The sequence below is a fragment of the Catalinimonas alkaloidigena genome (assembly GCF_900100765.1).
Classification (GTDB): domain Bacteria; phylum Bacteroidota; class Bacteroidia; order Cytophagales; family Flexibacteraceae; genus Mooreia; species Mooreia alkaloidigena.
On sequence record NZ_FNFO01000006.1, the window covers coordinates 199,823 to 212,770 of the forward strand.

The 12,948-nt window shown below is 60.5% G+C and carries 10 protein-coding genes; 5 read left to right on the forward strand and 5 right to left on the reverse strand.

Annotation, left to right across the window (positions count from 1 at the left end):
* Positions 1-11: 11 nt before the first annotated feature.
* Positions 12-1,025 (reverse strand): sigma-70 family RNA polymerase sigma factor, encoded by a 1,014-nt coding sequence (locus BLR44_RS16320; protein WP_089683890.1) that lies wholly within the window; start codon positions 1,023-1,025, stop codon positions 12-14.
* Positions 1,026-1,683: 658 nt separating this feature from the next.
* Here BLR44_RS16320 and BLR44_RS16325 point away from each other — a divergent pair.
* Positions 1,684-3,051 carry a Gfo/Idh/MocA family protein gene (locus tag BLR44_RS16325; RefSeq protein ID WP_089683892.1) on the forward strand — a complete coding sequence of 456 codons (1,368 nt, stop codon included), beginning with the start codon at positions 1,684-1,686 and terminating at the stop codon, positions 3,049-3,051.
* A 22-nt stretch (positions 3,052-3,073) separates the two neighbouring features.
* Here the strand turns inward: BLR44_RS16325 and BLR44_RS16330 are convergent, their stop codons facing one another.
* Positions 3,074-3,916, reverse strand: coding sequence for a universal stress protein (locus tag BLR44_RS16330; RefSeq protein ID WP_089683894.1), 843 nt, complete (start codon positions 3,914-3,916; stop codon positions 3,074-3,076).
* 247 nt (positions 3,917-4,163) lie between these two features.
* Here BLR44_RS16330 and BLR44_RS16335 point away from each other — a divergent pair, with 247 nt between their 5' ends.
* Positions 4,164-4,802: a 3-keto-disaccharide hydrolase gene (locus BLR44_RS16335; protein ID WP_089683896.1), complete on the forward strand. Its 639-nt coding sequence runs from the start codon at positions 4,164-4,166 to the stop codon at positions 4,800-4,802.
* Between the two features lie 83 nt (positions 4,803-4,885).
* On the opposite strand, the gene BLR44_RS16340 is transcribed toward BLR44_RS16335, so the two are convergent.
* Positions 4,886-5,098, reverse strand: a complete 213-nt coding sequence (locus tag BLR44_RS16340) for a YgaP family membrane protein (protein WP_089683898.1) — start codon at positions 5,096-5,098, stop codon at positions 4,886-4,888.
* 106 nt (positions 5,099-5,204) lie between these two features.
* Positions 5,205-5,978, reverse strand: a complete 774-nt coding sequence (locus BLR44_RS16345) for a glucose 1-dehydrogenase (protein ID WP_089683899.1) — start codon at positions 5,976-5,978, stop codon at positions 5,205-5,207.
* Between the two features lie 143 nt (positions 5,979-6,121).
* Between BLR44_RS16345 and BLR44_RS16350 the strand changes: the two genes are divergently transcribed.
* Entirely contained in the window at positions 6,122-7,744 is a 1,623-nt protein-coding gene (locus tag BLR44_RS16350; RefSeq protein WP_089683901.1) for a bifunctional aminoglycoside phosphotransferase/ATP-binding protein, read from the forward strand.
* On the opposite strand, the gene BLR44_RS16355 is transcribed toward BLR44_RS16350, so the two are convergent.
* On the reverse strand, positions 7,729-8,175 hold the full coding sequence (locus BLR44_RS16355; protein ID WP_089683903.1) for a pyridoxamine 5'-phosphate oxidase family protein: 447 nt from the start codon (positions 8,173-8,175) through the stop codon (positions 7,729-7,731). The two genes, BLR44_RS16350 and BLR44_RS16355, sit on opposite strands and share 16 nt — an antisense overlap.
* 218 nt (positions 8,176-8,393) lie before the next feature.
* Here BLR44_RS16355 and BLR44_RS16360 point away from each other — a divergent pair, with 218 nt between their 5' ends.
* Together BLR44_RS16360 and BLR44_RS16365 are read left to right on the forward strand one after the other, a co-directional pair.
* Positions 8,394-11,645: a CHAT domain-containing protein gene (locus BLR44_RS16360; RefSeq protein ID WP_089683905.1), complete on the forward strand. Its 3,252-nt coding sequence runs from the start codon at positions 8,394-8,396 to the stop codon at positions 11,643-11,645.
* Between the two features lie 81 nt (positions 11,646-11,726).
* On the forward strand, positions 11,727-12,938 hold the full coding sequence (locus BLR44_RS16365; RefSeq protein WP_089683907.1) for a hypothetical protein: 1,212 nt from the start codon (positions 11,727-11,729) through the stop codon (positions 12,936-12,938).
* Positions 12,939-12,948: the final 10 nt, after the last annotated feature.

Consider the following 12,948-nt stretch of genomic DNA (forward strand, 5'->3'; position numbering starts at 1 on the left):
CGGGCGAAGGGTCAGGAGCCGTCGCCGAGGTGGATGACGTTCCGAATGAGGGTCTGGCCTTTTTGCAGGGTTTCGACCGAGACTTTTTTCGCCTGGGGCTGTTGGTACGTCCGGTAGGCGATCAGCCCGAGGGTCAGTCCGACCAGAAAGGTCATCAGCAACAGGGCAATGTGGGCCGAACGTTTTTTATGAAACCGAAAGGTCCGGGTAGGCCGCTTTTCCCAAAAGTGCCACGCTTCGGCGGCATCCATCTTGTCGTCCAGTTTCTGAAGTCCCCGGCCCAGCACGTCGTAAACGGCGCGGTCCAGCGTAATGTCCTGGATGCACTCGCGCAGCTCTTTTTCCAGGCGGGTGTAGTCCGCGCTTTGCAGCAGCCATTGCGCAACCTGACTGGTCACTTCTTCCGAAGCCTGGTCGAGGATGTACGTCAGCCAACTGTCGACTTCGGCCTCGTTCCATCTTTTGGCCCCGTCGGCCTCTCCGTAGGGAACGCTGCCGCCGTACATGAAAAAGTTCAGGGAACGGTCGAGGCTGGCCGCAATGTGCCGCCACGACAACGCCAGCGTCAGGGCAATTTCGGTATACGACAAGCCCGACAATTTCAGGCGCAGAATGAGTTGATCCTGGGCGGGCAGCCGGTCGACCAGATGATTAGGACGGTAATTCAGTTCCTGATACAGCAGCAGGTCGAGCGGATTGAACGGCGCTTCGTCGGCGTTTTCTGCCTTTTTCTTTTGCAATCCCGGAATCAGCTGGTGGCTGGTGGCTTCCTGTGCCTTGCGGCGGACCGTTGCGTACAGGTAGCCTTGCAACGACGAGGAAATGGACAGCAACTGCCGGTGCTGCCATAAGTTCATAAAGACTTTTACGACGACCTCTTCGGCCAATTCGGGGTTGTGGGTAATCTGGCAGGCGAAGTCGCAGAGACGCTGGTAATAATGCAGGTAGAGTTCTTCTAACGCCAGGCGATTCCCTGCACGCAGTTCGTCGACAATTCTATGTAAAGACGGGGGATCCTGGAACATGACACAAGCTGGGGATTGGGTTATTTGGCTTTTCCGGTGGTTGGTGGCAAAATTAGTTACGATTGGCTACGTCGTGTATGCAGGACGGGTTACCTTATCGTTATCATACGCAGCCGGAGGCGTAAGAAAACGAGCAAAACCCTCGATTTATCGTCACTTATTCACCATCCCTAGGCACCGACACGGATTTATGGACTCGTTTTCAATAGGAGACCTTGAATTCCGCCTGATACTCACCTGGCCCTTATAAATTTTCTGCGCGGTTTGGCCCAGAGGCGGCCGCTACCCGCCCCGCGGGCGTCCCGAAGAAGCGTAATTTCTCGCCTAAACCTTACGTGCTTCAGCTATTGCGCCATTTCCTTTTCTTAACATTCTGTACCGCAGCGGGGCGGATATCTTCTTCGCAACCAAAAGGTTAGTGCCCGCCGGAAACATGACAAATGCTTCCTATTTCATACATGGTCTAGCGTTAGGGACTCCCCGCTCCGATCTATTCCTAGCTACCCCTCTACATCCGACTGCACTTTTGTTGTGGCTGTCCCCAAAATTTCTGTATTTTCCTCGCCGAAGGGTCGACCGACCTTCCAGTCGCACTTTTGCCGTTGCTTTTTCGCCTGTTCGATTCGCATTCTAACCTCTTATCCCTAGTTCTCACCACATGTTTGACTTTCGCATTAACCGCCGCCAATTTCTCAAAACCTCTTCCGCCTCGCTCGCACTGGCCTCGCTGGGCCCGGCAGGCCTCGACATGCTTTACCGGAAAGACCCGCTGCGGGTGGGACTGATCGGGACGGGCTGGTACGGCAAAAGCGACCTGTTCCGGCTGATTCAGGTCGCGCCCGTCAACGTCGTGTCGCTGTGCGATCCCGACCAGCACATGCTCTCCGAAGCCGCCACGCTGGTCAGCCGACGGCAGAAGTCGGGAAAAAAGCCGCGCACCTACGGCGACTACCGGAAAATGCTGGCTGAAAAAGACCTGGATATTGTGCTGATCGGCACACCCGACCACTGGCACGCGCTCCAGACCATCGACGCGCTGAAAGCGGGAGCACACGTGTACGTGCAGAAGCCCATCAGCGTCGACGTGCTGGAAGGCGAAGCGATGCTGGCCGCCGCGCGGAAATACGACCGGGTGGTGCAGGTCGGGACGCAGCGCAAAAGCACGCCCCACCTGATCGACGCTAAGAAGAACATCATCGATGCCGGGTTGCTGGGCAAGGTCAGACACGTGGAGATGTGCTGCTACTTCCACATGCGCGCCAATGGCAACCCGCCCGTTGAGCCGGTGCCGTCCTTTTTCGATTACGACATGTGGACCGGGCCTGCGCCCCTACGTCCCTACGACGGCCTGCCGCACAAACGCTGGTGGCGGACGTTTATGGAATACGGCAACGGCATTATGGGCGATATGTGCATCCACATGTTCGACACGGTCCGCTGGATGCTGAACCTGGGCTGGCCCAAGCAAGTGACCTCGACCGGCGGCATTTACGTGCAGACGGAAGGCAAGTCCAACATTCCCGATACGCAGTCGGCGCTGTTCGAGTACGACGACCTGACCTGCGTCTGGCAGCACCGTTCCTGGGGCACACCGGCCAACCCGGAGTACCCGTGGTCGCTGACCCTCTACGGCGACAAAGGCACGCTGTGGGCCAGCACCATGCAGTACGACTTCATCCCCGAGGGCGACGGGAAGAAAATCCACAAGGACGTGGTCTACGAAAAGGAGAAGTACCCGGAAGACCTTACCGAGAAAGACATCGAACTGAACGCCGCGCCGGCCACGCGCCTCCACATGCTCGACTTCCTGGCGGCCATCGACAAGCACAGTCGCCCGGTGGCCGACATCGAAGACGGTCACATCTCGACGGCGTCCTGCATTCTGGCGAACCTCTCCCGGCAGTTGGGCCGACCGCTCCGCTACGACCACGCCACACGTACGGTGGTGAACGACCCGGCGGCGACCAAGCTGCTGCAACGGCCGTACCGCGAGCCCTGGATTCACCCCGACCCTACGCAGGTATAAACGGCACACAACCGGCGGCACATCAGGCGCGGAAGGTCATCAGCGGCGTTTCGCCGTGAAAACACATGTGCCGCGTGTGGCTGCCCTCCAGCATGCGTTCCCAGAGGGAATGGGTGCGGGGCATCATGGCCAGCAGATCGGCCGGGTGCTCGCGCAGGTAGTGGGTGATGCCTTCGTTGATGTCGTCGCAGTGCCGGATGGCAAAGCTGTGGGGCACCGGGTCCAGGGCGTGCTTCAGGTTGCGCCCGGCGTCCAGCTCCTGGTCGGAGAGCAAAGCCTCTGCCCGCACCACGTACAACACCTCGATGTGAGCGCGCAACGCAAACGCGAGGTCGACCAGCGGCTGGTAGTTTTCCGGCAGGGCAGCATGGCGGTAGTCGGTGGCCAGCAGCATGCGGTGAATGCGGGTGAACGACGCCTCGGGCGGAATGGCCAGCACCGGGCAGTGTAGCTGCCGCATCAGGTGGAGGGTCGTGTTGCCAAGGAGCGTGCGCAGCCCGCCGCTGCCGTGGGTGCCCATCACCACCAGCCCGATGGCTTCGTCGTTGACCATCTTTTCGACGGACAGCTCGACGTTGCCCAGTTGTTTGACCAGTTGGTACGGTACGCCCGCTTTTTTCAGGTAAGTCGTTTCCAGCGTGGCCAGTTGCTCGTCGATGTCCCGCTCGACCCCGGCCAGGTTTTGCTGGTCTTCCAGCAGCACCACGCCGGGGGTGTACATGGGAGTCGACATCGGAATCGGCATCTGGTAGACCGACAGTACGGTGAGGCGTGCGCCCAGCGACCGGGCCAGTTCCAGGGCGTAGCGCAACGCGTTGTTGGCAGGTTGAGAGAAATCCGTGGGAACTAAAATGTGCTTTTTCATGGCAATTGACGAATGGTGAGGAGGGTCGCAACCCGCCGCCGACCTGTGGAAGGCAGCGCGCTGCAACGGGTGTCAAGATCGGTCTCATGCGGTCGGCATCAAATGACTTCGCCCCGGCAAAACCATGATCTTCATCACTTCTGCCACCCCGGCGAAGGGCGGGCGGATTCTGCCGGCCTAGCTCGCACGGGCCCGGCGGAAATCGCTACCTTTCGGTCGTTATCCATCCATTTTACCAAACACCTACATGACTAGGAACCTGTATGCGTGGTGCCCCCTGCTGGCACTCGTCCTGCTTTGTTCGCCGGCGCTGGCGCAGCGCTGGCAACCGCTGTTTAACGGCAAAAACCTGGAAGGCTGGCAACACGTCGGCGACGGCTCGTTTGTGGTGGAAGCCGGCATGCTAAAAACCGAGGGCGGCATGGGGTTGCTTTATTACCAGAAGAAACCCTTCGAAAACGCCGTGCTGCGCGTGGTGTACCGCAATCCGGAAGGCAAAAACGCCGGGGTCTTCATCCGCATTCCGGAAGCGCCCACCGAGCCGTGGATGCCCGTCAACAAAGGCTACGAAGTGCAGATCGACGACCACGAAGGCGAATACCACGACACCGGCGTGCTCTACTCGCTGACCAAGTCGAAGGCGCAACCGGGCCGACCCGGCGAGTGGAACACAATGGAAATTACGCTGGACGGCGACCGTACGCTGGTGAAGGTCAACGACGTGCTGGTGACCGACTACCGGGAGGGCGATCCCGTACCGGAGAAGGCGGCCGATTACGAGCCGGACCGGGGCCGACGCCCCACGCGGGGCTACATTGGCTTGCAAAACCACGGCCCGCACGACATTGTCTACTTCAAAGAGGTGAGCATCCGGCCGCTCAAATAACGCGTCGGTCCGCTTTCCAAACAAAAGGGTCGCCTTGGTAAGGCGACCCTTTCTGTGCCGAAGCACTTGAACGAACCCACTTTTTATCCGTGCACCTTTTTGCGCCGCGTGCTAATGCCGAACGGCAGGTACAATGGACAAAAACTCATAAAACTGGTGGCGATAAACACGCCCGCCAGAATGCCTAGTACGAGCGCAACCGTCCCGCTGATGATGCCCGCGGCGTAGAGCACCGCCACCACCAGGGCGGCAGCCAGGCGAATGGCTCTATCGAGGATACCCATATTCTTTTTCATGATCGGACAGGTTTGGTAGACAAAAGGAGTTAAGAAGATCGGTTGTGTGTTGAAAGATACAAGGCGCCTCACCCCGGTTCAGTAACCTGAGTCACAGACGCGTGCGTTATTGCGCCGTATAGCCGCCGTCGATCACCAGCGACGAGCCTGTCACGAATTTGGATTCGTCGGAGGCGAGGTACACCACGCCCCACCCGATGTCGTCCGGCTCACCGATGTGCCCCACGGGGTGCAGGCTGTCGAGGTACCTACGCCCCTCTTCGACGTTGCCACTGGCGTTCAGGTAATTTTCGACCATCGGCGTCCAGATGTAGGCCGGATGAATGGCATTGACCCGAATTCCGTAGCCCTGTTTGGCACAGTGCAGGGCGGCCGATTTGGTGAACAGCGTAACGCCCCCTTTGCTGGCGTTGTAGGCCGGAAGGTTGGCGTCGCCGACCAGCCCCTCGATTGATGAGAAGTTGATGATGGAGCCGCCGTTGCCTTTGGCGCGCATGGCCTTGATGCCGTATTGCGTACCTAGAAACACGCCGTCCAGGTTGATGCTCATCAACCGCCGCCACTCGGCCAGCGTTACGTCCTCGACGCTGCCGCCCACCCCGATGCCCGCCGAATTCGCTACGATGTCGACGTGCCCGAACCAGCCGAGCGTCTGGTCGATCACCCACTGCCAGTCGGTTTCCAGCGCCACGTCGTGCGCCAGGAAGCGGGCCATTCCTCCGGCCTGAGTGATGGCTTCTACAACGGCCTCGCCTTCGTTTTTGTCGAGGTCAGTGACGACGACACTGGCACCTTCGCGGGCCAGCAACTGGGCACTTGCCCGTCCTAATCCGGAGGCGCCGCCCGTCACGATGGCTACTTTTCCGCTAACTCGTCCCATAGGTTATCTTTGTTTGGGTGTTCAAGGCTGATGTTCAATGCATTGGCAAGGTAGCCCCCCTTCCGCCCGGGTCCGATGAGGAAGGTCAAGCGGAAACCTGATTTTGCTCACCCCCTGTTGCCGCCCTTTACTTCCCCTGTTTTATGGACGATTCTTCACTGCAAACCCCTTCTGCCGACGATCTGCTGCTTTTCCTGGAGCAGCCCGCTTCGTACCCACACGGTCCTGCGGCGGTGGAAGTTCGGCAAACCCACGCGTCCCTTCTGGCGCTGGCCGGCCCCTACGTCTACAAAGTCAAAAAGGCGGTCGACTTCGGTTTCCTGGACTTCACCACCCTTGCCAAGCGCCGGGAAAATGCCGAACGCGAACGCCGCCTCAACAGCCGCCTGTGCGCCGATCTGTACCTCGACATCGTGCCGATTTGCCACCGGGCGGGGAAGTTGGCCTTTGGCTCCAAGGGCGAAATCGTGGAGTATGCCTTGAAGATGCACCGCCTCGACGACGGTTATTTCCTGGACCAGTTGCTGAAGGAAGGCGCTCCCGACCCTGTCCTGCTTACGCCCGTGCTCGATACGTTGCAGGCGTTCTATACGCAGCCGCCGCAGCCGCCTGCCCTGGCGGCGTTCGGGGCGTTGTCGCACATCCGTCGTGTAACGGACGATACGCTGCGCGCCCTGGACCTGCCGGAGGCATTGCCGCCGGTGGTCTATCCGACGCTCCGGCAGTACCACGATGCGTATTACGAACAGCATGCGGCGCTTTTTGCCGAGCGTGTGCAGCAACACCGCATTGTCGACGGGCATGGCGACCTGCGCCTGGAGCACATTCACCTGCAAGGAGGCCGGGTATGTATTTACGATTGCCTCGAATTCAACGACGCACTACGCTACCTCGACGTTGCCGCCGACCTGGCTTTTCTGGCCATGGACCTTGATTTTGCAGCCCACCCCGCCCTCGCCCGGTACGTGGTCGATCAGATGGCGCAGCGGTTGCACGACCCGGCGCTGAAGTCCTTGATGGATTTCTACAAAGTGTACCGCGCCTGTGTGCGGGCCAAGGTGGAACACCTCCGAAGCCAGGAGGCGGAAGTGGGTGAAGCGGAACGGCAACGGAGTCAGGTGCAACGGCAGCGTTACCTGCAACTGGCGCTGCGCTATGCCACCTGCGGTTCGTCGCCTACGGTGCTGCTGGTCGGTGGCCCCATCGGAAGCGGAAAAAGTACACTGGCCCGTGCGCTGGCCGATCACCTGGGCCTGACGTACCTCAGTAGCGACATCGTGCGCAAGCAACAGGCCCACCAGCCGCTGTTCGCGCGCACGCCGGCCTCGCAACGCAAGCTGCTCTACACTCCAGCCCGCACCGCGGCCGTTTACGAGGCGTTGCTGGCGGCGGTAGCGGCGTTGCAGGCGCAGGAGAAAGGCGCGGTGGTCGACGCCACCTTCGGCAACGCCGCGCACCGCGCCCGGTTTTTCCGGCACTTCCACGCGCACCGGCTTCCGTTCTTTTTCTGGAAGCGTGGGCTCCCCCCACCCTACTCCGGCACCGGCTGGCCGAACGGGAAGGAGGGCCACGCGTGGTGTCAGATGCCCGCCTGGACGACTTCGAGGCGCTCTATGCGCGCTATCAGCCGCCTGCTGAAGTTCCCGGCGTGGTATCCGTTTCGACCGCGCAAACGCCCGACGACGCGCTGCAACAGGCGCTGGCGCAGTTGGTTTCCCGACAGGTGCGCAGCCGGTAGCGGCCCGGTCGGTCAATGGGTTTCGTAGCGACCTGTCATGCGCAGGACGCGAATCCGAAATACGACTTCCTGCCGCCCGTGCAGGTCTTTGCGTGCAGCACCGATCAACGTCCATCCCGGACGACTGTGCCGCCCCGGGGCCAGCGGGGCCAGGCGGGTGTAGAGCTTTCGAAGGGCCTCTTCGGCCTCTTGTCCTGCCAGTTCTTCGAAGGTTCCCTCCACCAGCACGCTTTGCCACTGCGTCAGGCTCAGGATGCGGTCCACCTGAAAACTGACGGCCGGGTTCTGGCGCATCAGGGCTACTTTCTGCCCTTCCCAGCTATGCGCATACAGGCTCTCGCCGTCGTAAACGAACGCAATCGGCACCACGTACGGGTGGGCGTCGCCCTGGCAAGCCAGTCGCCCCACTTCGGCACCGCGCAGCAGTGTATCCATTTGTTCGGCCAGTAGATGTCCCATGGGTTGTGTAGCGTAAGTGTAGGATTTAAAAGTAGGAACCTTCGCCACCAGAGGCCATCACCTACGTCAGTGCAGGGCATGACTATGGTCACTTTTGCCTTGTCGTCCTGCCGCCCGCCCACCTTTTTGATCGATTTTGGGACGGCCCTTCTTATGTCAATATATTTTACTATTTTCATACAGCGTTGATTGTCCCGGAAACCTTGCCGCCTACGACCTTGCTTGCACTCTTCCTGCTTTTCTTTTTCCAAGGGAGCGACCGACCCTTTGCGCCTCCCGATCCACACGCCGCCGATAGCCTGTACCAACAGGGGCTCTATCCGCAGGCGGCCGAAGCGTATCAGGCAGTGGCGGAAGCCTGGCAGAAACTGCACCAGGACGACAGCACGCGCTACTACCAACTGCGGACGGCCCGCGCCTACGTGCAGGATTACGATTTGGACAATTGCGAGCGCTGGGTGCACCGGGCGCTGGAAGATCGGGGCACGGGTGCCCCGCTGTGGGCCCAAAGCATCGGCTACAACGAACTGGGATACATCCAATTGCTGGGAGGCGAATACGAAGCGGCGCTGGCCCTGTACCAAAAGAGCATTGAGGCCGAAACCCGTCGCCCGGCGGCCGATACCCTCAACCTGGCCAAGTCGTACGAATTTCAGGGACTGACGTACATGGCCCTGGGCGACCTGGAACAGGCGCAACGGTGGGTAGAAGAGGCGCACCACCTGCGGCAACTCATCCTCGATCCCTGGAATAAGGAACTGGGTTACAGCGCCAACGGGCTGTACATGGTCTATTCGCAGGCGGGGAACCTGCCCCGCGCCGACACCGCCATGGCGCAGGCCTGGCGCATCCTCAACAAGCAGCTGCCGAAAGACCATCCGCACCTGGCTCTTCTGGCGAACAACTACAGCACCATCAAGTCGAGTCTGGGTGACATCACGCAGGCGAAAGAGTTGTTGCTCAAGGCCATCACCCTTAATAAAACGTACAGCCGCGAGCGCGCAACCATCTCGAACTACAATAACCTGGGAGGGCTACACCTGACCCTGCTGGAGCCCGACGCCGCGCTCCGGTATTTTTTTCAGGGGCTGGCCCTCGCCGATACGCTCCTGCCCCATCCGCACCTTAACCGCGTATACCTGCTCGACGGCGTTGGCGCGGCCTATTACTTACTCGACAGTCTGCGCCAGGCCGATTCGGTTTTCCGGCTCGCTCTGACAGAAAAACGAGCTCTGCTGGAAGAAGATCATCCGGAACTCGCGCAGAGCTGGTACAACCTGGGAACCATCGCCCAGGAACGGAACCTCACGGCCGAAGCGCGGCGCGATTTTCAACGGGCGGAAGCGCTGTACAGAGCAAGCTGGGGGCCCGACCACCCCAAGCGGGCCGATGCGCTGTTCGAACTGGGCGAACTGGCCTGGGCGGAGCACGACAGCCTTCCGGCGCGGGCACTCTGGCAGGAAGCGCTCCGCCTCTACCGCACTCACCTGGGCTTTTCGCACAGCTACGTCGCCGAAACGGCCCTGCAACTGGCCGAATCGTATCAATACGCGCGGCAAGACAGCCTCGATTTTTACCTCCGCATGGCCTGGGGGAGCGCCTCCGGGCAAGACGCGCCGGTGCGGTCGCGTTTGTTGGATAGCCTCACGTTGACGCTGTTGAATCCGCGTACGCTGGATCTGATCAGTTTTGAGCTTGCGCTTCTGACCCAGGAGGTGGCCCCGACGGAGGCGCCCCGGACCTACACCGCCCAGGAACTGACACGCGGGCATCACCTGATGGACATTGCCGAACGCTGGATTCCCGCCTTTTTATCGCTTTCCAAGCAGGAGCGCGGCAGCGACGCCACCGCCGAGTTGGTGCAGTCCATCTACACCCGGGGGGCGCTGTTCGCCCATCGGGCGCTTCAGCAGCATCCCGACGATGTGACGCTTCGGCAGCTTTTGCTGACCTGCATGCAAGCCAGCCGGGGGGCCACCATTCAGGCCGCTTTTCGGCACCGTCAGGCCATTCAGTTTGCGGGCGTGCCCGATACGTTGGTGGAACACGGACGCCAGCTGATGGAAGCGCTGCGCTATCAGGAAACCAAGTGGCAGAAGAGCGATGAAGAAAGCGTTTCTGCCCAGCGAGAGTTGTACCTGGCGGCGCTTCAGGCCTGGCAGGAATACCAGCGGGAGTTGGAGCGGACCTACCCGCGCTACTACCAGATGCGTTACGAAACGCCGTCGGTTTCGTGGGAAAAGGTGCAACAGGCACTGGCACCGGACGAATCGATGCTGACCTACCTGAAGCTGGACTCGAACCTGCTGGTGGTGCTGGTCGACCGGGAGACGTTTTCGTCCCAACTGCTTGCCCTGCCGACGTCCTGGCCGGACTCCGTGTATCGTTACCGTCAGTTACTGGCGCAACGGGGCGATCCGGCCGAAGTGGCACGCCTGAGCCATTCGCTTTACACGCAATTGTGGGCCCCCTTTGCCGACCGGCTCAACAAACGCGTGCGGCTTCTGCCCGACGGACCGCTCTACTACCTCAACTTCGAAACCCTGCTGGAGCAACCGGTAACGGCCCAGTCCACGTCCCGGGCGTGGCCGTACCTGATCCGGCGCCATGCCATCTACTACGCTTACACCTTGCCAGGCGTCTATCCGACCGCCGAGGCCAGCCCGGGCACCATTCTGGGCATTGCACCCGGGTTTTCGCCCGAACTGAAAGCCCACTACCGGCAGCAGCTTCCTCCCGAAACGGCCGTCGATTCTGTATTCCTGGGATGGGTGCGTACGCCCTGGTCGGTGCAACTGGTCGATCAGCTGGCCCAGCGCGGCTGGGGAACGGCGCTGACCGAAAACAACGCGACCGAGCGCCGCTTCCTGGCGGAGGCCCCCTCGGCGGGCATTTTGCACTTCGGAACCCATGCACAACTGATCAGCCAGAATCCGCTGGAAAGTTTTCTGGCCCTGACGCCCGAGCCGACCGACAGTGCCGACGGCTACCTGCATACGTACGAGCTCTACGGACAGCCGTTCCATGCGCAACTAGCGGTGCTGACGGCCTGCCAGACGGGGCTGGGACGCTACCAGGCCGGCGAAGGCGTGCTGTCGCTGGCACATGCGTTTCGGTACGCCGGTTGCCCGAGCGTGATCTACAGCCTGTGGAGCATCGACGACGAACAGACCAACCAACTGACCGAATTCTTCTACGAGGAAGTGCGGCAGGGGCGCCCCTTCGGCGATGCGTTGCGACAGGCCAAACTGCGCTACCTCGATCAACAGCCCGCCGCCCTGCAACTGCCGTTTTACTGGGCCAGTCTGGTGCTGGCCGGCGAAAATCAGGCCCTGCCGATGCCTTCGTTCTGGGAAACTTACGGCGGGTGGTTGCTGGGCGGACTTGTTGTGCTGGGACTAACAGCCCTTTGGGTGTACCGCAAAAAGAGGGCTTCGGCCACGTCGGCACACCAACTTCAAAAAAACTGAAAAAATTTTCCGGTCGGCTGATGACCTTCCCGCAGGCCCTTCGATTTACGGGCAGAAATCCACTGAAACTCCTTTGTCATCATGAAATACCGCCTCCTCACCGTCGCCCTTCTTTCCAGCGCTCTCCTGTCGCAAGCCTGCCAGTCGCAAAGCGATTACGCTTCGGACGAAACCGGCTTTGCCGAATCCCCTTACGAAACCGAAATCTCCCCGAACGAACCTTCTAACGAAAACGCCATGTATACTTCGACTCCCCAACCCTCTACCCCAACCAACGGCGGCCGCGTCGTGGTGATGGACCGTGGTTTGCAAATGCCCAGCGGCTCGTATGTATTGCCCCAGGGCTGGCAACTGGACCAGGACGTAGCGACCAGTCCGCAAACCGGGCAACCGATGCGCTACAAAATGGACTTCTGGGGACCTAAAGGCGAACTGGTCCGGAGCCTGGGCCTGGGAAAGTACATGCAGATGATGGGGCAGAACGTAGAGCAGAGCTGGCAGCAGTTGATTCAGCAGAAACTGCAAGGACCCGACGTGCAGGTCGTTAGCCTGGGACCCGCCCGGCGCAGTGCCGATCAGCACGTTCCTGATCTGATCCGCAAGACCCTGCAGGGCTACCGCATCGAGATTTACGAACGCGATGTGCGGGTCAACCTCAAAGGCAATACCTCCGATGGCCTGATCAAGATGATTCATGCGGCCACTTCGCCCGAATTCGGCATCTTCTTCAGCACGGCGTTTCTGGCACCGCAGGGCCGCCTGCAGGAAGCGCTCTCGCTCGAAAAAGCACTGGAGCAGTCGTACCAGCCGAACCCACAGTACCAGCAGGTGATGGCGCAAATCAACCAGCGCGTGATGCAGCAGAACAACGCCAGCCATCAACAATGGATGCAACAGAGCCAGGCGGCCCACCAGCAGCGGATGGCCATGCGTCAGCAGGCATTTGATGCACACCAACAGCGCATGGCCTCGCAGCAGCAGACGTTCGATCAGCAGAACCAACAGTGGATGAACAACTTCCGTAACAGCGGCACCTCGGCCTACGGCACCACGTCCGGCAGCTACGACAACTATACCTCGAACGACTACTTCAACGACGCCATGCGCGAAACCACGTCGTTCAACGACCCGTCCAGCGGCTACCGGGTGCAACAGGACGGCCAGTACGATTACTGGTATACCAATGGCCAGGGCGACTACTACGGCACCAACGACGTCAACTTTAACCCCAGCACGCTCCAGGGCGACTGGCAACAGGCACAGCCCCTGACACCCGGCAGCGACGGGTATTAATTCATCTTCC